This window comes from Salinivibrio siamensis, from assembly GCF_001996005.1.
GTDB lineage: Bacteria > Pseudomonadota > Gammaproteobacteria > Enterobacterales > Vibrionaceae > Salinivibrio > Salinivibrio siamensis.
This window is the reverse complement of record NZ_MUFB01000016.1, coordinates 22738-44882: the sequence shown is the minus strand read 5'-3', so window position 1 is coordinate 44882 and position 22145 is coordinate 22738. Positions and strand designations below refer to the sequence as shown.

At 49.8% G+C, this 22145-nt stretch carries 18 protein-coding genes; 6 read left to right on the top strand and 12 right to left on the bottom strand.

The features are described from left to right. Positions 1-70: 70 nt before the first annotated feature. From pyrF to gyrA, 9 genes are all read right to left on the bottom strand, one after another. Entirely contained in the window at positions 71-781 is a 711-nt protein-coding gene (gene pyrF, locus BZG73_RS09785) for an orotidine-5'-phosphate decarboxylase (RefSeq protein ID WP_077668193.1), read from the bottom strand. Positions 782-868: 87 nt separating this feature from the next. After that, complete coding sequence (gene lapB / locus BZG73_RS09780) at positions 869-2038, bottom strand: lipopolysaccharide assembly protein LapB (protein ID WP_046073492.1); 1170 nt, start codon at positions 2036-2038, stop codon at positions 869-871. A 3-nt stretch (positions 2039-2041) separates the two neighbouring features. Then, positions 2042-2329 carry a LapA family protein gene (locus tag BZG73_RS09775; RefSeq protein WP_046073493.1) on the bottom strand — a complete coding sequence of 96 codons (288 nt, stop codon included), beginning with the start codon at positions 2327-2329 and terminating at the stop codon, positions 2042-2044. A gap of 288 nt (positions 2330-2617) precedes the next feature. Next, the gene (ihfB, locus tag BZG73_RS09770) at positions 2618-2902 is read right to left on the bottom strand and encodes an integration host factor subunit beta (protein ID WP_046073494.1); all 285 of its coding nucleotides are present in this window, start codon (positions 2900-2902) and stop codon (positions 2618-2620) included. Between the two features lie 72 nt (positions 2903-2974). Next, positions 2975-4645 carry a 30S ribosomal protein S1 gene (gene rpsA, locus BZG73_RS09765; RefSeq protein WP_046073837.1) on the bottom strand — a complete coding sequence of 557 codons (1671 nt, stop codon included), beginning with the start codon at positions 4643-4645 and terminating at the stop codon, positions 2975-2977. A gap of 102 nt (positions 4646-4747) precedes the next feature. Then, positions 4748-5431 carry a (d)CMP kinase gene (gene cmk, locus BZG73_RS09760; RefSeq protein ID WP_077668192.1) on the bottom strand — a complete coding sequence of 228 codons (684 nt, stop codon included), beginning with the start codon at positions 5429-5431 and terminating at the stop codon, positions 4748-4750. Between the two features lie 200 nt (positions 5432-5631). After that, positions 5632-6918 (bottom strand): 3-phosphoshikimate 1-carboxyvinyltransferase, encoded by a 1287-nt coding sequence (aroA, locus tag BZG73_RS09755; RefSeq protein ID WP_077579239.1) that lies wholly within the window; start codon positions 6916-6918, stop codon positions 5632-5634. Positions 6919-7105: 187 nt separating this feature from the next. Continuing rightward, entirely contained in the window at positions 7106-8188 is a 1083-nt protein-coding gene (gene serC / locus BZG73_RS09750) for a 3-phosphoserine/phosphohydroxythreonine transaminase (RefSeq protein ID WP_046073497.1), read from the bottom strand. A 214-nt stretch (positions 8189-8402) separates the two neighbouring features. Beyond that, positions 8403-11078, bottom strand: a complete 2676-nt coding sequence (gyrA, locus tag BZG73_RS09745; protein WP_077668191.1) for a DNA topoisomerase (ATP-hydrolyzing) subunit A — start codon at positions 11076-11078, stop codon at positions 8403-8405. 630 nt (positions 11079-11708) lie between these two features. Here gyrA and ubiG point away from each other — a divergent pair. The 5 genes from ubiG to yfaE all read left to right on the top strand — a co-directional run bounded on the left by ubiG (position 11709) and on the right by yfaE (position 17258). Then, a complete protein-coding gene (ubiG, locus tag BZG73_RS09740) occupies positions 11709-12419 on the top strand; it encodes a bifunctional 2-polyprenyl-6-hydroxyphenol methylase/3-demethylubiquinol 3-O-methyltransferase UbiG (RefSeq protein WP_077579236.1) in 711 nt (236 codons plus the stop codon). Positions 12420-12443: 24 nt separating this feature from the next. Beyond that, positions 12444-13100 carry a phosphoglycolate phosphatase gene (gene gph / locus BZG73_RS09735; RefSeq protein ID WP_077579235.1) on the top strand — a complete coding sequence of 219 codons (657 nt, stop codon included), beginning with the start codon at positions 12444-12446 and terminating at the stop codon, positions 13098-13100. 396 nt (positions 13101-13496) lie between these two features. Beyond that, positions 13497-15785 carry a class 1a ribonucleoside-diphosphate reductase subunit alpha gene (gene nrdA, locus BZG73_RS09730; protein ID WP_046073501.1) on the top strand — a complete coding sequence of 763 codons (2289 nt, stop codon included), beginning with the start codon at positions 13497-13499 and terminating at the stop codon, positions 15783-15785. A gap of 52 nt (positions 15786-15837) precedes the next feature. Beyond that, positions 15838-16971, top strand: a complete 1134-nt coding sequence (gene nrdB, locus BZG73_RS09725; RefSeq protein ID WP_077579233.1) for a class Ia ribonucleoside-diphosphate reductase subunit beta — start codon at positions 15838-15840, stop codon at positions 16969-16971. Then, on the top strand, positions 16968-17258 hold the full coding sequence (gene yfaE, locus BZG73_RS09720; RefSeq protein ID WP_046073503.1) for a class I ribonucleotide reductase maintenance protein YfaE: 291 nt from the start codon (positions 16968-16970) through the stop codon (positions 17256-17258). The genes nrdB and yfaE overlap by 4 nt, the downstream gene beginning before the upstream one ends. A gap of 36 nt (positions 17259-17294) precedes the next feature. Here the strand turns inward: yfaE and BZG73_RS09715 are convergent, their stop codons facing one another. Next, a complete protein-coding gene (locus BZG73_RS09715; protein WP_235606049.1) occupies positions 17295-18548 on the bottom strand; it encodes a CinA family nicotinamide mononucleotide deamidase-related protein in 1254 nt (417 codons plus the stop codon). Between the two features lie 226 nt (positions 18549-18774). Between BZG73_RS09715 and tyrP the strand changes: the two genes are divergently transcribed. Further along, positions 18775-19947 carry a tyrosine transporter TyrP gene (gene tyrP, locus BZG73_RS09710; protein WP_046073504.1) on the top strand — a complete coding sequence of 391 codons (1173 nt, stop codon included), beginning with the start codon at positions 18775-18777 and terminating at the stop codon, positions 19945-19947. 73 nt (positions 19948-20020) lie between these two features. On the opposite strand, the gene BZG73_RS09705 is transcribed toward tyrP, so the two are convergent. Further along, complete coding sequence (locus tag BZG73_RS09705; protein ID WP_077668190.1) at positions 20021-20746, bottom strand: sulfite exporter TauE/SafE family protein; 726 nt, start codon at positions 20744-20746, stop codon at positions 20021-20023. Positions 20747-20858: 112 nt separating this feature from the next. Continuing rightward, positions 20859-22085 carry a methyltransferase gene (locus BZG73_RS09700; RefSeq protein WP_077668189.1) on the bottom strand — a complete coding sequence of 409 codons (1227 nt, stop codon included), beginning with the start codon at positions 22083-22085 and terminating at the stop codon, positions 20859-20861. Positions 22086-22145 lie beyond the last annotated feature (60 nt).

The window sequence follows — 22145 nt, the reverse complement described above, 5'->3', positions numbered from 1 at the left end:
CGGCGGTTATTGACAACCGCGATTGCTAGTAAACGCTAGTGTTAGGCGCTTAAGTTACTCGCAACGCCAGTCACTCGGCACTTTGGTCATTCAACGATTGGTTAATTGACGCAAGCACAGCAGCGGGGTCCGCCGCTTTCGTGACAGGACGACCTATGACGAGATAATCAGAGCCGGCTTGTACCGCTTGCTCGGGCGTCATCACTCGGCGTTGGTCACCCTTGTCGCTCCCAGCTGGGCGTATACCTGGCGTGACTAATTTAAAGGCGTCCCCACACTGTGCCTTGAGCAGGCTCGCTTCCTGCGCGGAGCAAACAACACCATCAAGGCCTGCCTGCTGCGTCAGACCCGCAAGGCGCTGCACTTGCGCCTGTGGCGATATCTGAATACCACTGTCTGCCAAATCCACCGCCGTCATGCTGGTTAACACGGTCACACCAATCAGCCAAGGGCGGTTGCCCCCATAAGGCACTAAGGCTTCACGTGCAGCAACCATCATGCGTTCCCCGCCAGCGGCGTGGACGTTAACCATCCAAACACCCAGCTCTGCCGCTGCCGCGACCGCTCGTGCACACGTGTTCGGGATATCGTGAAATTTAAGGTCGAGAAAAACCTCGTGCCCACCCGCATGCAGCTGCTTAATCAATGCCGGCCCAAATAAGGTGAACATTTCCTTGCCCACTTTTAAGCGACATGAACCTGGTTCTATCTTCTCGGCAAAGGCCAAGGCGTGGTTCATATTCGCATAATCAAGTGCCACAATGACTTTTGGGTCGTGCATGTTGTCTCCTAGTTCCTTGTTTACGATTCATCTCAGCAGGTATACCGCCACGATAGATAAAAAAACGGCGATGCTTGCGCATCGCCATTATTCACCATCAAGCCCTCGAATTGGCTTGATTGCCCCCCAGCTTTTGCAAGAAGGACATTGCCAGTAGAGCGAGTGGGTCGAGAAACCACATTTTCGACAACGATAATGCGGCTTCACTTTCATCTGTTCCGCCACCAAGTCTTTTAGCGTGTTCAGACTGGTTTTTGCGCGTCCCTCTTCCGCTTGCTCAACATGGTATTCCATTAACTTGTGAAAGCCGCGCATGGTCGGATTGCGAGTAAGCTGGCGGGTGAGAAAGCTTTGCGCCATCGCGATATTTTCGTTGTTACCGATCACTTCTGATAGCATCAACTCCGCGCTCACCCCAGCATTCTTTTCAATGCATTCTTTTAAAAACCGAACCAGATGCATTTCACGCCCTAGCGCGCGATAGCTCTCCGCCAACAGTGGTAACGCCTCACTGACAAAGTCCGCATCCTGCTCAAGGATGTTCTCTAGCTGCTTGATGGCGCCTTTATAATCTTGGTGCTCAATATCAAGCTTGGCCAGCTTCAAGCTGGCGCGCACGCAACTTTTATCATACGACAAGGCGCGACGTAGCCATTGTCGTGCTTTATGTTCGTCGCCATCGGCGAGCTGTTGCATCGCCAGTTCGCAGTGAAAATGAGCGATGTCTTTACGTAATTTTTGTTTGCCCATCTTGACCAGTTTGCTCGCGGTATCAATCGCGTTTTCCCACTCTCGGGTTTGCTGAAAGATGGCTAACAACTGCTGAAGGGCAAACTCTTGATAATCTGGCTCATCCACCAGCTCAGAAAATATCTTCTCTGCGCGATCAAAAAAACCGGCGACCATGTAATCTTTGGCCAGTTGTTGCATGGCAAGGTTACGTTGATCAAGCGTCAGATTAGGGCGAGCAATCAGGTTTTGGTGAATGCGAATGGCGCGATCGACTTCGCCCCGAGAACGAAACAGGTTGCCTAGGGCAAGGTGGGTGTCAATGGTCTCATTGTCGACCTGTAAAAGCTCAATAAACAGATCAACCGCTTTATCAGACTGTTCAGACAGCAGCAGATTCAGCCCCGCCACATACTGGCGAGACAAGTGATGTGACTGTTCTTGCCGTCGATGACGAGCATTCCTGTTACCCATGTACCAGCCATAACCGGCGGCAATAGGGAGCAACAGAAACAACAGCTCTAGCATGAATTATTGTTCCTTTAGCGGGTCCGTACGCAATTTATCAAGTTCTTTGCGTTGCTTTTCCACCTGTTTACGCAGCCCTCGAGCGGTCACTCTCGCTTTTAGGTATAACGCACCGCAGACTAACCAGCCGATGCCAAAGCCAATGACAAAGACAATACCCAAGATAACAGAGAGACGAAACTCACCTTGGGCGATTAAGTAGTTAAAGTTGACCACATCTTGGTTTTGCGCTCCCAGCGCCAAGGTGATCAGAAAACATAACACCAGAAACAGAATGCCGAGTATTTTCACAAGTATTCCCTCATTGCGAAAGGCCTAGTGCCTCTTCAATTATGGCAGAACGACAAGATGCGAGGCACTTGTCACTGTGAACGTTTGCTTGATACAACAAAACGTTACTAATGCACCCTTGGCCCGTGCTATCCACTCGCATGATGGCAAGCGACAAGGTTTTAGTTGTGGGTACAAGATCTTACACAGAAGGTATGATTATGCAGGAAATTCGCCACGCAAGCTATGATCGATAGACATAAAAAAACGGCATACCTACAGCATGCCGTTTTTTTCAGCGTCTATCGCTTAACCATAGATGTTAACGCGATCACGAAGTTCCTTACCAGGTTTGAAGTGAGGGACGTATTTACCGTCAAGCTCAACTTTTTCCCCTGTTTTCGGGTTACGCCCCACGCGAGGCGCGCGATAATGTAGTGAGAAACTACCAAAACCACGGATTTCGATCCGATCACCGCTTTCAAGTGTGGTCGCCATATGCTCAAGGATTTCCTTGATAGCATCCTCTACCTGCTTAGCAGACAGATGGGCTTGCTGACTACAGAGCCTTTCAATTAACTCAGATTTGGTCATAGACACCCCGCTTTAGTATGTTTCTCAACAGTATAAATGCAGAGGGGGAAAATTTCCCCCTCAACTTATACATTATTCGCTCTTCGCTGCTTTAAACGCGTCAGCCATAGCATTACCGATAGCGCCTTCATCAGATTTGTTCAGGCTAGCCATCGCTTCTTGCTCATCAGCTTCGTCTTTCAGACGAACAGACAGGTTTAGCACGCGGTTCTTACGGTCAACACCGGTGAACTTCGCTTCAACACTGTCGCCAACTGAAAGCACTTGAGTCGCGTCTTCAACACGGTCACGCGCAGCTTCAGAAGCACGCAGATAACCTTCAACACCGTCGGCTAGCTCAACCGTTGCGCCTTTCGCGTCAACAGCCGTTACCGTACCGTTAACGATAGCACCTTTCTTGTTAGCTGCCAGGTAGTTGTTGAATGGGTCTTCTTCCATCTGCTTGATGCCAAGTGAGATGCGCTCACGCTCTGCGTCAACCTGAAGAACCACTGCTGAGATCTCGTCGCCTTTCTTGTATTCGCGAACGGCTTCTTCGCCAGCCACGTTCCAAGAAATGTCAGACAAGTGAACCAGACCGTCGATGCCGCCGTCTAGACCGATAAAGATACCGAAGTCAGTGATTGACTTGATCTTACCAGTAACACGGTCGCCTTTGTTCTGAGTTTCAGCGAATTGCTGCCATGGGTTGGCTTTACACTGTTTCAGACCAAGGCTGATGCGACGACGCTCTTCGTCGATGTCCAGAACCATGACTTCAACTTCGTCACCCACATTAACCACTTTAGATGGGTGGATGTTCTTGTTGGTCCAGTCCATTTCAGACACGTGTACCAGACCTTCAACGCCTTCTTCGATTTCAACGAAGCAGCCGTAGTCAGTTAGGTTGGTTACGCGACCAGTCAGCTTGTGACCTTCTGGGTAACGGTTAGCAATAGCTACCCATGGATCTTCACCCAGTTGTTTCAGGCCGAGTGATACGCGAGTACGCTCACGGTCAAACTTCAGAACCTTAACGTTGATTTCGTCACCAACATTAACGATTTCTGATGGGTGCTTAACGCGCTTCCACGCCATGTCAGTGATGTGAAGCAGGCCGTCAACGCCGCCAAGATCAACGAACGCACCGTAGTCAGTCAGGTTCTTAACGATACCTTTAACTTCCATGCCTTCTTGCAGAGAAGCTAGCAGCTCGTCACGCTCAACGCTGTTTTCTGACTCGATAACCGCACGACGAGAAACCACAACGTTGTTGCGCTTCTGATCAAGCTTGATTACTTTGAACTCGAGCTCTTTGCCTTCCAGGTGAGAAGTATCACGTACTGGACGAACGTCAACCAGTGAACCCGGTAGGAACGCACGGATGCCGTTCAGTTCTACGGTGAAACCACCTTTCACTTTACCGTTAATAACACCGTTAACGGTTTCAGCTTCTTCGTACGCTTTCTCTAGCTGGATCCAAGCTTCGTGACGCTTCGCTTTCTCACGAGAAAGCTGAGTTTCACCGAAACCATCTTCCACTGCGTCCAGGGCTACATCGACTTCACCGCCGATTTCAATTTCAAGTTCGCCAGCAGCGTTCTTGAATTGGTCAGCTGGAATAGACGATTCAGATTTCAGGCCTGCGTCAACCAGAACAAAACCGTTCTCGATAGCAACAACAGTACCCTTAACAATAGAACCTGGGCGAGTTTCGATTTCTTTTAGAGACTCTTCAAAGAGTTGAGCAAAAGATTCAGTCATTATATTTAAATCTTCAATTTGATAAACGTCCACGGGTATCCTACCGCATGGGGTTGTTAAATATGTTAGCTATCATCCTTGCAGCTAACGGTTATAGACTGCTTATGCAGCCGATAATTTGCTTTCAATAAACGCCAGTGCTTGTGCAATCACATCGTCGATTGATAACGACGTTGAGTCTAGCACTAATGCATCTGACGCGGGGCGCAATGGTGCTACCGCTCGATTGCGGTCACGATCATCACGCTCTTGAATTTCGCTTAAAAGGCGGTCAAAGGTAACATTAACCCCCTTGCCTTGCAACTGATGCTGGCGCCGGCGTGCGCGTTCTTCTGCGCTAGCATCAAGGAAGATTTTCGCCTCCGCTTGCGGGAACACCACGGTACCCATATCACGGCCATCAGCAATCAAACCTGGCTCGCCGACAAACGCACGTTGACGACGCAACAATGCCTCGCGAACACGCGGGAGTGCAGCGACTTTCGACGCTTGATTACCCACCTGCTCTGTGCGTAAGGTACCCGATACGTCTTCCCCTTCGAGAATCACCTTCACCAGATCACCTTCGGCGATAAATTGAACGTCTAGGTTCGCAGCCAGCGGTACCAACGCGTCTTCCGATGAGGTATCCACGTCATGATGAATCGCCGCTAATGCCAAAACACGGTAGATGGCACCAGAGTCTAGCAAATGCCAGCCTAGTGTCTCCGCCAACCGCATACATAAGGTTCCTTTTCCTGCACCACTCGGTCCATCTACTGTAATCACAGGCGCCTGTGTCGGCATAAATCTCTCCACGTTCGTCAACTTTACTCGATTCGCTTCGCTTGAGGCGTTAAATGGGTTTGACGCCTGCCATACCGTGACGCGACAAACACACCGTTTGCCCAACAAGCACATCGATAAATCGGCGCATAGTATAGAAGAAATCCGGCTGGAAATCATTGCTGCTGCGTGGATATCAGCAGCAATGTGTTGCAGCATGGTTATTTCGTGGTGCTGATTGCCGCGAGCTTCTCGAAATAATCAGGGAAGGTTTTTGACGTACAGCCCGGGTCATTAATAGTGACGGGCGTATCACTCAATGCGACCAACGAGAAGCACATCGCTATCCGATGATCGTCATAGGTATCGATGGCCGCGTGGTGTAACTGCTTTGGTGGCTCGACGTATAGATAGTCTTCGCCCTCTTCAACCACAGCGCCCACTTTTTTCAGCTCGGTAGCCATGGCATATAAGCGATCGGTTTCTTTAACACGCCAATTGTACACGTTGCGAATCCATGTCGGCCCTTCTGCAAACAAGGCCGCGACGCCAATGGTCATCGCTGCATCAGGAATATGATTAAAGTCCATGTCGACGCCTTTAAGCGTCTTTCCACGGGCGAGAACATAATCCTCTCCCCACTCAATCTCGGCGCCCATCGCCGCGAGTGCGTCGGCAAACTGGATATCACCTTGCACACTATGACGCCCGATGCCCGTTACTTTGACTTCACCGCCCTTAATCGCGGCCGCCGCGAGGAAGTAAGAAGCGGATGAGGCATCACCTTCCACCATAAAGTGACCTGGTGATTGATAACGCTGTCCAGCTGGGATCACAAACGCTTGGTAGTTATCATTTTGTACCTCAACACCAAACTGCGCCATGATTGCCAAGGTAATATCAATATAAGGCTTAGAGACAAGCTCCCCTTTAATGGTGATCCGGGTCTCTTGCTCAGCAAACGGCGCGGCCATCAGTAGTGCGGTGAGAAACTGACTCGAGATGCTACCATCGATACTCACATCGCCACCTGCCAGGCCAGTGCCTTGGATACGTAGTGGCGGATAGCCCTCAGTTTCAAGATACTGGATATCAGCACCAATCGCATTCAGGGCGTCAACAAGGTGGCCAATAGGACGCTCTTTCATCCGTGGCTCACCCGTCAGGGTGACGTCACCCTCTCCCAAGCATAGTGCCGCCGTCAAAGGGCGCATCGCCGTTCCCGCATTACCGAGAAACAGCGTGGTTGGCTCGGCGAGATGAAACGGCTGTCCCAGCCCTTGTACCACACATTCGGTGCGATCGCTGGACAATTGATACTCTACTCCCAACGCGGTAAACGCATTGAGCATATGACGTACATCGTCACTATCCAGTAAGTTGGTTAGTCGGGTGGTGCCTGAGGCTAGAGCGGCAAGGAGTAATGCGCGATTCGACACGCTTTTTGAGCCGGGAAGGTTAATCTGGCCGTTGACATAAGAAATCGGGGAAAGTGTCAGTTGCTCCATTCTGGTTTATATCCGTGATGCTTAGTGCCCCCAGAGTAACCAAAATACCGGCAGTCTCACAATTATTATTTTTATCACCTTCAGTGAAGAGAAAGCAAAAGCCACCTCCAACAAGGAAGCGGCTCGTTTTTCACACTGTTTTCTACTTAACACCGTTAAAAGACGCAGCCATCGCTAACGTCTGTCATTAGCCATATTTTTTCTCGAACTTGGCCATAAAGTCGACCAACGCTTGCACCCCTTCAAGGGGCATGGCGTTATAGATAGAGGCTCGCATGCCACCCACATCTCGGTGGCCTTTCAGCGCATGTAAGCCTTGTTCCGTTGCTTCAGCGAGGAAAGTCTCATCCAGGTCGCTGTTCGCCAACTGAAACGGCACATTCATCAAGGAACGATTGTCTTGGTGAATGTCATTACGATATAAGCTCGATTGATCGATAGCTTGGTAAAGCAGGGCTGCTTTTTGTTGATTGCGTGCATAAACGGCTTCAATCCCGCCTTGTTTTTTCAGCCATTTAAAGACTTCGGCGGCCAGATACCAGGCAAAGGTCGGCGGCGTGTTGAACATCGAGTCTTTCTCTACCAAGACCTTGTAATTAAGCACACTAGGAAGCACATCTCGCGCCAGTCCCAATAAGTCGTCACGTACAATCACCAGGGTCAGCCCTGCAGGGCCAATGTTCTTTTGCGCACCGGCGTAGATCACCCCATATTTAGATACGTCAATCGGACGTGACAAGATGGTCGATGACATATCGGCAACAATGGGTTTATTGGTCTCAGGCAAATCATTAATTTCAATGCCATCAATGGTTTCGTTAGGGCAGAAATGGACATAGGCTGCATCATCACTTAGTAGCCAGTCTTTCGCCGGCGAGATTGCACGTTTCCCCTCTCGCTCGCGGCGAACATTGATAACGTTGGGCGTACAATAGCGCTTGGCCTCTTTGACCGCACTTTCTGCCCAGTAACCGCCATCGACATAGTCTGCGATGGTGTGGTTCCCCATGAGATTCATGGGCACCGCGGCAAACTGTGCACGCGCGCCCCCTTGGCAAAATAGAATATGGTAGTTGTCAGGAATCACTAGGAGTTCGCGCAAATCTTGCTCTGACTGACGAGCAACGTTTAAGAATGCTTTGCTGCGATGCGACACTTCCATGACCGAGGTACCAAGGTCTTGCCAATTCATCAATTCTTTTTGTGCTTTTAGCATCACTTCACGCGGCAACATCGCGGGGCCTGCGGAGAAATTATATACCTTATCCATGTTGGGGAGGGGCTCCTGCTTATTCATCACTTGTGGCCAGGAGGCCTACAAGGATTGACTCTGTTTTAAATGGTGTGTGATTGATTTAACACGTTTCGCGCGCAATTTGAAAGCGCCAACGCAGATTCGATCACAATTTCCATGCTCTCCTGTCAATAGGCAATAAAAAAGGGTGCAGTTCACTGCACCCTTAAGACATTATCTAAGCGACGACTTACGCGTTTTGATCATCATCAGACGCGGGCGACTGATCGTTATCATCGCGTTGATCATCATCGGTAGGCGCTGATGCCTCGCTGCCGTCCGACTGAGTGGTTGTCCCGGCTTCATTGGCCAAGGCTTCCATCTCATCTTCGTCTGGCTCTTCGATGCGCTGTAGGCCCACCACTTTCTCGTCATCACTGACGCGAATCAAGCGTACACCTTGGGTGTTACGCCCCACTTGACTCACCTCTTCTGCGCGAGTACGGACTAAGGTCCCCGCATTGGTGATCATCATCAGCTCATCGCCTTCACAGACTTGGATGGCACTGACAACGTCGCCATTACGCTCAGAGACTTTGATCGAAACCACCCCTTTGGTCGCACGACTCTTGGTTGGGTATTCTGCCAACGCTGTACGCTTACCAAAACCGTTCTCGGTCACGGTCAAGATTTCCGCATTCTCTTGCGGCACAATCAAAGAGACGACCTGATCGTTTTCAGCCAATTGAATGCCTCGTACCCCCGCGGCGGTACGACCCATCGCGCGAACGGTGTCATTCGATGCGAGGAAGCGCACTACTTTACCGAATTGCGAGAACAGCATGACTTCACTGCTATCATCAGTGAGCTGGGCCCCAATCAGGCTATCGCCCTCACGCAAGTTCACTGCAATGATCCCGGCGCTACGTGGACGGCTAAAGTCAGTCAGTGGGGTTTTCTTCACGGTACCGTGAGCCGTGGCCATAAAGACGTATTTGTCTTCTTCATACTCACGCACTGGCAGGATCGCGGTAATACGCTCATCTTCTTCCAGCGGGAGTAGATTCACAATTGGCTTACCGCGCGCATTACGCGATGCATGCGGCAGCTGATAGACTTTTAGCCAGTACATACGCCCGCGCGTCGAGAAGCACAGTATTGTGTCATGGGTATTAGCAACCAGCAGTCGCTCAATGAAGTCTTCATCCTTCATTCGCGTCGCTGATTTCCCCTTACCGCCACGGCGCTGCGCTTCATAATCGCTCAGAACCTGATACTTAACGTAACCATCGTGTGACCAGGTCACTACCACGTCTTCTTCATTGATAAGATCTTCAATATCAATGTCTGCACTCGCGGCAGTAATTTCGGTGAGGCGTTTATCGCCAAAACCATCACGGACGGCTTCGAGCTCTTCGCGGATCACTTCCATCAAGCGCTCGGTACTGGCCAAGATATGCAGCAGCTCCGCAATTTGCTCGAGCAGGCCTTTATACTCGTCCAGGATTTTTTCGTGCTCAAGCCCGGTGAGCTTGTGCAAACGTAAATCCAGAATCGCCTGTGCTTGTTGTTCAGTGAGGTAGTAAGAGCCATCATCACGGGCACCAAATTCTGGCGCCAACCATTCAGGACGCGCGTTTTCGCCACCCACAGCTTCCAACATGGCAGACACGCCACCGAGTCCCCAACCTTGATCTTGTAGCTCTTGTTTGGCTACCGCAGGCGTAGGGGCTTGACGAATAAGCTCAATGACTTCGTCGATGTTCGCCAGTGCGACCGCCAAGCCTTCCAAGATATGGGCACGGTCACGGGCTTTGCGTAATTCATAGACCGTGCGACGTGTGACCACTTCACGGCGGTGGTTAACAAAGCACTCAAGCATCCCTTTTAGGTTAAAGAGCTTCGGCTGGTTATTATCCAGCGCCACCATATTAATGCCGAATGACGTCTGTAATTGGGTTTGCGCGTAGAGGTTGTTCAGTACGACCTCAGCCACCGCATCACGTCGACACTCAATAACAATCCGCATGCCGTCTTTATCAGACTCATCGCGTAGCGCGGAAATGCCATCAATTTTCTTGTCTTTAACCAGCTCGGCAATCTTTTCAATCAAACGCGCTTTGTTGACTTGATAGGGGATTTCATTGACAACAATGGTCTCTTTACCATTTTTGTCGGTTTCGATATCCGCCTTGGCACGCAAGTAGATTTTTCCACGCCCTGTTTTATACGCGTCTTCAATCCCTTTGCGACCATTAATCATTGCCGCTGTCGGGAAGTCTGGGCCTGGAATGTGATCCATCAGCTCATCAATAGTGATATCTTCATTATCGATATACGCCAGACATCCGTTAACAACTTCAGTAAGGTTGTGAGGTGGGATGTTGGTTGCCATCCCGACCGCAATCCCGGAGCCGCCGTTAACCAGCAGGTTGGGGACACGCGTTGGCAATACGTCCGGGATTTGCTCAGTACCATCATAGTTCGGCACATAATCCACGGTTTCTTTATCGAGATCGGCAAGCAGCTCATGGGCAATTTTCGCCATGCGCACTTCGGTATAACGCATTGCGGCTGCTGAATCACCGTCGATGGAGCCGAAGTTACCTTGGCCATCTACCAACATGTAGCGCAGTGAGAACGGTTGCGCCATGCGCACAATCGTATCGTATACCGCACTATCACCATGCGGGTGATATTTACCGATTACATCGCCGACCACACGGGCCGATTTCTTATATGGCTTGTTCCAGTCGTTACCAAGTACGTTCATCGCGAATAATACGCGGCGGTGTACTGGCTTTAGGCCATCACGCACGTCAGGAAGAGCTCGGCCAACAATGACGGACATTGCATAGTCGAGATACGAGCTTTTTAGCTCCTCTTCGATATTGACTGGCGTGATCTCTTTAGCAAGATCGCTCATGGAGCCAACATCCCTCAAATAATGTTTGCGTATTCAAATACGTGACCACGGAGAATAACACAAACCCTCTTTGGAGACACGCGAATATGGCTAAGATGTATCACGGATCTCGTTCGCAGACGCTCTGAACGCGTCTACACGGACAAAAAGCCACCACTTGCGTAGCTAACTATGGTTTTTTTACCAGGAAAGCCCACAAGGTGTCTGAGCGCGAAAAAGGAATAATTAGCTTAACTTGAGCACAAGATCACTTTTTTAGCAGGCGCCGAAATATCAACCATACTTAGAAGTGACGTGCCTGACCGACCTAACGTTGGTCAACTTGATACTAAAGAGGAGGCATGATGCTCACTCGTATCGTTAACGCGATTGGTGCCTGCCTAATAGCAGGCAAATACCTTTTGGCTGGAATAATAGCGACCAGCGCCATTTTAACCGCGGCGTAACGCCGCTCCCTTCTGCACGGCGGTGGCTGGCCGTCGTGCTATTTCTTTACCTCTACATGTTACCTCCCACTCAGCGTCGCCGATCCCTATTCACGACACCCACCGGTCCCGCGAGAAGCACGGCTTCTTTTTATCGCGTTGGATTTCGTTATAATGCAGCAAAACCGATAAGGAAGCTGCAGTTATGAGCCAAGTACCCAATGTCGATCCGGCAGAAATTCAAAAATTCGAGGATATGGCCTCGCGTTGGTGGGATTTAGAGGGTGAATTTAAACCTTTGCATCAAATCAACCCATTACGCCTCGATTATGTCTTGGATAAAGCGGGCGGATTATTCGGCAAAAAAGTACTTGATGTCGGATGCGGCGGCGGCATCTTAGCCGAAAGCATGGCTCAGGAAGGAGCGGAAGTGACAGGACTGGATATGGGAAAAGAGCCTCTCACCGTCGCGCGGCTGCATGCCCTCGAAGCCGGAGTCGATGTGCACTACATACAATCAACCGCGGAAGAACATGCCAGCAGCTATGCGCAGCAATACGACGTTGTCACTTGTATGGAAATGCTCGAACACGTGCCTGAACCCGCCTCCGTGATTCAAGCCTGTGCACAGATGGTAAAACCCGGTGGTCATGTCTTTTTCTCGACACTGAATCGCAATGCCAAATCTTGGCTGTTCGCGATCGTCGGCGCGGAGCATGTGCTTAAATTGGTTCCCAAAGGCACCCATGAGCACCATAAGTTTATTCGCCCCTCAGAGCTGATGAACATGATTGATAACACCCCGCTAACGGCCAAAGACATGACAGGGCTGCATTACAACCCGGTGTTTGATACCTACAAACTTTCCAACGCCAATGTCGATGTGAATTATCTCGTTCACACCGTCGCGCCCTAGCCGACTGATAAGGAGCTCGCCAGCATGATCCCATCGACCATTCTCTTTGATTTAGATGGCACCTTGCTTGACACCGCCCCCGACATGGGTGAGGCCGCTAACCGCGTCCTCGCCGAGTTTGACTTGCCTCCTTTAACACGCGAGCAAATTTATACCCATACAAGTTTCGGTGCGCGCGGCCTGTTAAGTGCTGGGTTTGGCGAACAAGCACAATATCAAGACCCTGTTGCCCTCCGTGCGCGTTTTCTTCATCACTATGGGGACGCGATATGTCATGGCACCCAGCTTTACGCTGGCATAGACACCCTGCTCGATAAGCTGGATCAGTTACGTATCCCTTGGGGCATTGTGACGAATAAGCCCGAAGGGCTCACGCATCAGTTACTCGCCTTCTTCCCACGCCTGCAAAAGGCCAAAGTCATCGTTGGCGCCGATACCTATGCTCATGCCAAACCGCACCCTATGCCTTTGCTTGAAGCAGCCAAAAGCCTCAATTGTGTGCCACAACAAGGGCTGTATGTCGGAGACATTGAAAACGATATATTAGCGGCGCGCGCGGCGAATATGGGCGCAGCCGTCGCAGGATGGGGTTACACCGGTGATCAAGCCTTAGTTCATAATTGGAAAGCAGATCATATTTTCGCCAAGCCTGATCAACTTAGCGCCATTCTTGGATCCTAGTCACACCCCACATTTTGTGGGGTTTGCTGTCTTTTCAATCAGTTAAAAACGATCACTGATCATCGCTAAGATCAACCAAAATAAATTTTTTTTATTACCAATTTTTGCCTTTCAGTGATTGAAATTCTCACTAATCTTGTCGGCCTTGCGTCACTAGGTTGGTGATTACTAACTTTAGATATAACATCCCCAAGATATCCACACCCACCCTAACAAAGACTGGCTTGCAAAAAGCAGGTTATATCACTATCTTGTAACCGACTCGGACATCGCCCCCTATATATAGTGTATGAGCGACGAGATGTCCGCATAGAGGCCGACCAAAAAATCATCAGCATTTTATAAAAACTTGCGAAAAAGAGCAGTTTGGCAAGGGAATATTGGGAAAGCATACAAATGAACCAAGAAATTACCGTATTAAAGCGTGATGGACGCAAAGAAAACTTAAACCTCGATAAAATCCATCGCGTAGTGACTTGGGCTGCCGAAGGCCTCTCAAACGTTTCTGTTTCTCTGGTTGAGATGCGCTCTCACATCCAGTTTTACGATGGCATGCGCACGGAAGATATTCACGAGACAATCATCAAAGCCGCTGCCGATCTAATCTCCGAAGAAAGCCCAGATTATCAATATCTTGCGGCGCGTTTGGCCGTCTTCCACTTACGTAAAAAAGCCTATGGCCAGTTCGAGCCACCTAAGCTGGTTGATCATGTCAAAAACATGGTCGAGAAAGGCAAGTATGATAAGCATATCTTGGAAGATTACAGCGAAGAGGAGCTCGATACCCTAGACAGTTACCTCGATCACTGGCGCGATATGAACTTCTCATACGCCGCGGTGAAGCAGCTGGAAGGTAAATACCTGGTGCAAAACCGTGTCACCGGTGAGATTTACGAAAGCGCACAGTTTTTGTACATGATGGTCGCTGCCTGCCTGTTTGCGTCATACCCTAAAGAAACGCGTTTGGACTACATTCGTCGTTTTTATGATGCTGCCTCGCAGTTTAAGATCTCACTGCCAACGCCTATCATGTCCGGCGTACGTACGCCTACACGTCAATTTAGCTCTTGCGTATTGATTGAGTGTGACGATAGCTTGGACTCTATTAATGCCACATCCAGCGCGATTGTTCGCTATGTATCACAACGCGCAGGTATAGGTATTAACGCGGGCCGTATTCGCGCGTTGGGTAGCCCTATCCGAGGTGGCGAAGCCTTCCACACTGGCTGTATCCCGTTTTATAAATATTTCCAAACGGCGGTGAAATGCTGCTCGCAAGGCGGCGTTCGTGGTGGCGCAGCAACCTTATTCTATCCAATTTGGCACCGTGAAGTGGAATCGCTGCTGGTATTGAAAAACAACCGCGGTGTAGAAGAAAACCGTGTACGCCATATGGATTATGGTGTGCAAATCAATAAGTTGATGTATACCCGCCTACTTAAAGGTGGCAACATTTCCTTGTTCTCTCCGTCAGATGTGCCTGGCTTATACGACGCCTTTTTCGAAGACCAAGACGAGTTCGAGCGTCTATATACCCAATATGAAGCGGATGCCTCTATCCAGCGCGAAACAGTCAAAGCGGTTGATCTGTTCTCACTGATGATGCAAGAGCGCGCCTCAACAGGCCGTATCTACGTTCAAAACGTTGACCATTGTAATACCCATAGCCCGTTTGATGCATCGGTGGCACCTATTCGTCAGTCGAACCTGTGTTTAGAAATCGCGCTGCCGACCAAGCCACTGAACAATGTTGAAGATGAGAACGGTGAGATTGCACTGTGTACGCTATCCGCCTTTAACCTGGGTGCGCTTGAATCACTCGACGAGCTGGGTGAACTGGCCGACTTGACCATTCGTGCGCTTGATGCGTTATTGGACTATCAAGATTATCCGTTACCTGCCGCGCGCAAAGCGACCATGAACCGCCGTACACTCGGTGTGGGTGTGATTAACTTTGCCTATCACCTCGCCAAGCACGGTGTACGTTATTCGGATGGCAGTGCGAATGGCCTTACGCACCGTACCTTTGAAGCGATTCAATATCACTTATTGCGTGCATCCGTGGAGCTGGCGAAAGAAAAAGGCGCGTGTCCTGCGTTTAACGAAACCACTTATTCGCAAGGTATCCTTCCTATCGATACCTACAAGAAAGACTTGGATGCGATTTGTGATGAGCCGTTACACTTGGATTGGGAAACCTTGCGCAAGGATATCCAAACCCATGGTTTGCGTAACTCAACACTGACCGCTTTGATGCCATCAGAAACGTCGTCACAAATTTCAAATGCCACCAATGGCATTGAACCACCACGTGGTTTTGTCTCGGTGAAAGCCTCAAAAGATGGCATTCTCAAACAAGTGGTACCTGAGTATCACAAGTATAAAGATAATTACGAACTGCTCTGGAACATTGGCAGCAATGAAGGCTACTTACAGCTAGTCGGTATCATGCAAAAATTCGTCGACCAAGCGATTTCTGCCAACACCAATTATGATCCGAGCCGACATGCAAGCGGTAAAGTTCCTATGAACCAGCTGCTTAAAGATTTGCTCACCGCGTACAAACTGGGGGTTAAAACCCTGTACTACCACAACACCCGTGATGGCGCGAGCGATGGTCAGTCGGAATCAACCGCGGCGCAAGCTGCTGAAGACGATTGTGCCGGCGGTGCATGTAAGATCTAACACACGACATGCAAAGGGCCTCTGGGCCCTTTTCTAGAGGTTTATAAGATTCATGGCTTACAGTACGTTTTCTAAAATAAACAATGACCCGCTCAAAGAACCCATGTTCTTGGGTCAGTCCGTTAATGTTGCCCGCTACGATCAGCAAAAATATGAAATTTTTGAAAAACTGATCGAAAAGCAGTTGTCGTTCTTTTGGCGCCCAGAAGAAGTGGACGTATCGAGCGATCGTATTGATTACAACAAGCTACCTGAACATGAAAAGCATATTTTCATCAGTAACTTGAAGTATCAAACGTTGCTGGACTCTATCCAAGGCCGCAGCCCTAACGTCGCGCTACTCCCATTGGTCTCTATTCCAGAACTCGAAACCTGGATTGAAACCTGGAGCTTCTCTGAAACCATTCATTCTCGCTCTTATACCCACATTATTCGTAATATTGTGGCTGATCCGGCGATTGTGTTTGATGACATCGTGATGAATGAGCACATTCAAAAGCGCGCAGAAGACATTGCCCAGTATTATGATGACCTTATTCAGCTGAGTAACTATTATCACCAACTTGGCGAAGGGACGCATTCGATCAATGGCCAGACAGTCACCGTCAGCCTGCGCGCGCTGAAGCGCCAGCTGTATTTGTGCCTGATGTCGGTCAATGCGCTTGAAGCGATTCGCTTCTATGTCAGTTTTGCATGCTCCTTTGCCTTTGCCGAGCGTGAACTGATGGAAGGTAATGCTAAGATCATCAAGTTTATTGCCCGTGACGAAGCCTTGCATCTGACCGGCACGCAGCACATGCTCAACATTCTACGTAGCGGTCAAGACGACCCTGAGATGGCCGACATTGCCAAAGAATGCGAGCAAGAGTGTTTTGATCTGTTCAAGAAAGCGGCTGAGCAAGAAAAAGACTGGGCTGAGTATTTGTTCCGTGACGGCTCGATGATCGGCCTGAACAAAGATATCTTGTGTCAGTATGTCGAGTACATTACCAATCTGCGTATGTCTGCCGTGGGTTTAGCGCCTGCCTATGACAATGCGACACAAAACCCCATTCCTTGGATTAACGCTTGGCTGTCCTCGGATAATGTTCAGGTGGCCCCACAGGAAGCAGAAATTAGCTCGTATCTGGTCGGTCAGATCGATAACGAAGTCAGCGTCGAAGACTTTGGTGACTTCGAACTATGACCCGTATCACCATCGAAGTGAACGGCATAACGGTGGGTGGCAACACCCACCAAAACTTGCTAGAGCAGTTAGAAGACGCCGGTATTCAGCCTGAATATCAATGCCGAAATGGCATGTGTGGCGCATGCCGCTGTAAGCTTAATCAAGGGTCTGTCACGCAGGGAGAAAGCATGGCCTTTGTGATGCCAGGCGAAATCCTCGCTTGTCAAAGTGCGCCGCAGACTGATGTGTCCATTGCGTTCGACTACCAACCCGCTGACATCAAAAAACAAGTTAACGAGGCGTAATACAATCGCCTCGCCTTCCCTTCTCTTACCGACCTTCTATTCTATGCTGTCTGCATCAATATAAATATCGTCATGTCGCGTCAGTGAGGCATAATCGGCAATCACCGTATATCCATTTAAGTAGCGCCTTAACATATCTAATAACACCGTAGAGATGTAACAGCGCGCATCGTCGTGAGACAGTTGCCGTTTAAAGCTTAATCGCTGTCCCCACTCGCCCTCGGGTGTGGAGATAGCCACACAAATTTGTCCGTGAAGTTCCGGACCACAGGCAAGGCCAATTTGCTTTTGCTCGGGGCTGATCGTCGCACTGGCCATCGCCAGTGAGGCTGCTAACGGATTGGCCAACGCTTGCTCTGGCACATGGGCGTTCGACATCACCCAGCCTTGTTCAACCAAATAAGCCGCTTGCCCATTGAGTAAGCTTGATAGCCAGCCACCGGTGAACTGCTCAGCCACTTTCAACGCAATACCGTGACGATTAACATCAAACGCTAATGCTGAAGCCATTGGCTCATTATATGACACCACATAATCAGCGAGCCGATGTTGCAGCGCCTCAAGTATGGTGTCTTTTTCATCATGCTCTGCATCAATAAACAGCTTCACCTCAATAAAAGGCAAACTCGAGCGATATCCCAGTGACACATCGTCAGGAAGCACTAATGATGCCATCACGTCACTGATCCCGGACTCTGACAAGCCAAATGTAAACAAACGGTAACACGATCGCGCTTTTGCCGCGTAAACATGTAACAACTCAGGAAGGATTTGGCGCTCAACCATGTCGAAAAACTCAGAGGGCACACCAGGTGTAAAATAAAAATGACACCCATTGAGTTCACAGTGAAAACCACACGCCGTCCCTTTCGGGTTCTCAATTAAGCGCGCACCGTCAGGTAACATCGCTTGCTTAAGGTTGCTTTGTGCCATCGGCCGGCCGTGTCGCTCAAAGCGCTGTTTCAGCTCATCAAGCCACGCTTCGTTCAGTGTTAGCTCAACCCCCATCGCCGATGCCATTGCTGCCGTAGTGAGATCGTCTGTGGTCGGTCCCAGCCCTCCGTTCACAATGACCACTTGCTCTGTCTGTGATAATCGAACCAGCTCGATCGCCATATCATCAAGGTCATCTCCAATGGTCACGCGACGAGACATTGTTAGCCCGTTCTCAAATAACGTCCTTGATAGCCATGCTGCATTGGTATCCGTGATATCTCCCAGCAACACTTCCTCTCCGGTAGAAAGCATCGCGATTTGTGGCATTGGTGCTTGATGTTGTTGGTTTTCCACCCTGCCGCTCCTTATTGGTCACCGTGATTCGTCTTTGATTATGACATTAGACCGCTCGATTCACTACCCCAGCCTAACCGTACACTTTACTTTACTTATTCGTACCTTTAGCATTACACGCATCCGTTTTTTTATCTGCATAGACAGTGCACAATGCGCATAAATTCACGTTATCTTTTGTGCGAACACAATAATTAACTTTTTATTAACACTGGTTAAACATAATATGAATAAAGTACTAGGAAGTTCGCTGATTATCGCAGGGACAACCATTGGCGCAGGCATGCTAGCTTTACCACTTGCCTCCGCTGGTATTGGATTTGGGGCATCGATGGCATTAATGGGGGCGATGTGGGCTCTGATGACCTACACAGCGCTATTAATGCTAGAGGTCCATCAGTACGCTGACGCGGATGCCACATTACACAGTCTGGCCAAACAGTTTTTAGGGGATAAGGGCAAGTGGCTTGCCTCATTCGCCATGTTGTTCTTATTTTACTCTCTGTGCGCCGCTTATATTGCGGGCGGTGGGAGCCAGCTCAATGAGAAGCTGGCACAATGGTCAACCATCGAGCTACCGCCAGCAGCCGGTGCGGTGTTGTTCACCCTCGTATTTGGCTTAGTGGTGACCCTGGGTACGAGTAAAGTGGATTTAATCAACCGTGGTTTATTTACTGTTAAAGTCTTATTCCTGATTTTAGCGTTAACCTTACTCACCCCACACGTCTCCAGTATTAACCTCGTAGAGATGCCAGTCGAAAAAGGGCTCTTGGTCGCTGCACTGCCCGTTATTTTCACCTCTTTTGGCTTCCACGGCAGTATCCCCTCGATTGTACGTTATGTCGGGATAGATCTGCCTTCACTACGTAAAGTGATGATCGTCGGCTCGACTCTTCCACTTGCACTGTACATTTTTTGGCAAGTCGCGAGTTTAGGAACAGTGGCACAAGCTACCTTGGTGCAAAACGGTGAACTGTCTCAGTTCGTTGCCATCATCCAATCGGTGGTGCAACAAGATTATATCGCCTCCAGCATTTCGCTTTTTGCTGATTTAGCCTTAGCCACGTCATTTCTCGGCGTTAGCTTAGGATTATTTGACTTTATTTCCGATAGCTTTAATCGCCAAGACAGTGTGCGTGGCCGCTTGCAAACCGCCGCTATTACTTACTTACCGCCTTTGGTGTTCGCACTTTTCTACCCTCAAGGGTTTATCACTGCGTTAGGTTACGCGGCAATTGCTCTGGTGATTCTTGCGGTGGTGCTACCTGTGCTGATGGTGCGTAAAGCACGTCAAACCGTCTCGACGGATGAGCATTATCAGGTGATTGGCGGGAACCTTGGCCTTAGCTTGGCAATGGTGGGAGGAATAAGCGTTGTGGTGGCACAATTTATTGGCTGATTATCACTCACTAACCATCCAATGATTCAATGACGCCCCACTGACTCTGGGGCGTCATTGCGTTTTACACGTTTCATCCACCCATCAAGCCGCGTACCAGCGTGCTGACCCCAGCTAAGGTACAAAGTAGCAACATTGCCCGACGGACGAGCTGCGGTTTCACCTTTGGTGCGACCCGATAAGCAAGCCATGTCGCCACCAGTACGGCAGGCACCGCAAAAGCCGCTTGCTTTAAGTGCCACCATGTCAGAAAGTCCGTGGCGCTTAAGGCGATCAAAGACAAGATGCAGCTGATCGCAAAGTACCCCGCCAGGCATGCGCGCATCTTATTGACATCAGAGTGTTGCAGTACAAGGGCCATTGGCGGGCCACCAATACTCGTCGTCGTGCCCATCACCCCAGAGGTAAAACCGGCGACAAAAAAGTTTCGTCGATTAGGGGTAATGTCAAAGCGCATGACACTGGCCAATACTGCGATTAAGACGGCTGCCCCGATGATAATTTCCAGCATTTGTGTTGTGACGACTAACATCACGCCCCCAGCCACGGCAGTCCCCGGCACACGGCCTAAATAAGCCCAACTAAGATCACTAAATGAGAGTTGATGCCGATATTGCCAAGCATTAATGCTCGCCAATGTCAGCCCCACCATAGAAATGGTGGTTGGGACGAGTTTGGGATCAATCATCAGCAATAGTGGTGCCGCCACAATCGCCATACCAAAGCCTACCAAGCTTTGCACAAAACAGCCGAGACCCAAGATCATGGCCACCGCTATGGAAACGCCGATATCAGGCATAAAAAGTAACTTCAGGTAAAGATAGGTAACCAGAGTGTAACGATTTACTCAGTCTTGAGCGAGCTTTTACGGCTGATCATCTTATCGACACTTGTTCACCGCGCGTAACACGTCAAGGATGGGCTGGTGTGCTGGGCGCATTAATCATTTCAGCATGAATCAATAGATTGCGAGGCGTCAATTCACGCTCACAAAACTGCATCAGACTCACCGAGTATCCGTGTTGCTCAAGAYATAACACCCTGTCCAACACCAGCCATATTTCCATTGCTCGGCGAAAAGCGCTCTTAACGACGTTGATTTGTTCGAGAATGGAAAAACGCACCTCCCCGCGGCGAAAGTAGCCATCCACATCGAAATCATCGGGTAACGAGAGCCCTTTTTGTGCCGCACCCCAACGACAGAATTCCGCAAACCCTTGGCTAAGTTGTGATTTTTTCAGTGCAGGTAATGGCAAGTAATGATCCTGGTTTTGCCAGTCTCGCTGCCATTCATCAAAGCCTAAGCGATAAATAACTTCCTGTTCCCGTTGGCGACGCACTCGCTGTCCGCCAGTCACCGATTCTTGGACGGCAAGTTTAAGGTCAGCTTTTGTCAGCCGCATTCCCGTATTCTGGGCGACATCCGAGAGTGGCTGATAAATCTCCCCCCGAATCAGCTGATAGCAACATGGAGAGACGGATAGACGCGGCATACCACACGTCACTGCTTTTTGCAGGAGCGTTACATGCAAGTCGCCGCAGGCATGTAACGCTAATCCGTGGTCACAACCGGCCATCACAGCGGCAGCCTCCGTGCCCATGGCATCTAAGGGATAAAATCGCATCGCGAGGGCGTTGCGCTGTGCAAACGCTTGTCCTTGATCACAAAGTGCTTTTTGCCATTCGATACTCTCAACCGGCTTACCGGTCACCGATGAGATGGCACGCCCGAGATACCCTTTTCCGGCACACCATTCGAGATAGCGTACCGTCTCCCCGTGAGTGGGAACCGCACCGATGTATGCCTCGATTTGCGCCCACTTTCTTCCCGGAACCCCTACCGCCAACCGCGGATCCACACCCACCTTGGTCGTACTCGCCTGCGGTACAGCAGTCAGTTCGGTCAATGACGCCAACGCAGGCCACCAGCTCGACAACTGGGTAATCACAGCTTCAGGTGCTGCCTTGAGTGCTGTTATCTGGGAATAATCCAAGCTGGCTAGCCAAGCGCACAATGCGTCTTCTTCCTGCCACGGTAAACATCTATGTGCCATTGGCATCGGTTGCCATAACCATTGAAACTGGGTAAGAAGTTGGGTTAATTGAGTGAACTGCTGCTGAAAAGAGACGGAAGACATGGCTGCTATCAGGACTTGAATAAAAGCGTGATCAAAAAAGGCTGCTTGACGCAGCCTTGT

Bases quoted from the DNA above. Each gene is read 5' to 3' on its own strand.
- pyrF (WP_077668193.1), bottom strand. From the start codon at position 781: ATGCACGACCCAAAAGTCATTGTGGCACTTGATTATGCGAATATGAAC.
- lapB (WP_046073492.1), bottom strand. From the start codon at position 2,038: ATGCTAGAGCTGTTGTTTCTGTTGCTCCCTATTGCCGCCGGTTATGGC.
- ihfB (WP_046073494.1), bottom strand. From the start codon at position 2,902: ATGACCAAATCTGAGTTAATTGAAAGGCTCTGTAGTCAGCAAGCCCAT.
- rpsA (WP_046073837.1), bottom strand. From the start codon at position 4,645: ATGACTGAATCTTTTGCTCAACTCTTTGAAGAGTCTCTAAAAGAAATC.
- cmk (WP_077668192.1), bottom strand. From the start codon at position 5,431: ATGCCGACACAGGCGCCTGTGATTACAGTAGATGGACCGAGTGGTGCA.
- aroA (WP_077579239.1), bottom strand. From the start codon at position 6,918: ATGGAGCAACTGACACTTTCCCCGATTTCTTATGTCAACGGCCAGATT.
- serC (WP_046073497.1), bottom strand. From the start codon at position 8,188: ATGGATAAGGTATATAATTTCTCCGCAGGCCCCGCGATGTTGCCGCGT.
- gyrA (WP_077668191.1), bottom strand. From the start codon at position 11,078: ATGAGCGATCTTGCTAAAGAGATCACGCCAGTCAATATCGAAGAGGAG.
- ubiG (WP_077579236.1), top strand. From the start codon at position 11,709: ATGAGCCAAGTACCCAATGTCGATCCGGCAGAAATTCAAAAATTCGAG.
- gph (WP_077579235.1), top strand. From the start codon at position 12,444: ATGATCCCATCGACCATTCTCTTTGATTTAGATGGCACCTTGCTTGAC.
- nrdA (WP_046073501.1), top strand. From the start codon at position 13,497: ATGAACCAAGAAATTACCGTATTAAAGCGTGATGGACGCAAAGAAAAC.
- nrdB (WP_077579233.1), top strand. From the start codon at position 15,838: ATGGCTTACAGTACGTTTTCTAAAATAAACAATGACCCGCTCAAAGAA.
- yfaE (WP_046073503.1), top strand. From the start codon at position 16,968: ATGACCCGTATCACCATCGAAGTGAACGGCATAACGGTGGGTGGCAAC.
- tyrP (WP_046073504.1), top strand. From the start codon at position 18,775: ATGAATAAAGTACTAGGAAGTTCGCTGATTATCGCAGGGACAACCATT.
- BZG73_RS09705 (WP_077668190.1), bottom strand. From the start codon at position 20,746: ATGCCTGATATCGGCGTTTCCATAGCGGTGGCCATGATCTTGGGTCTC.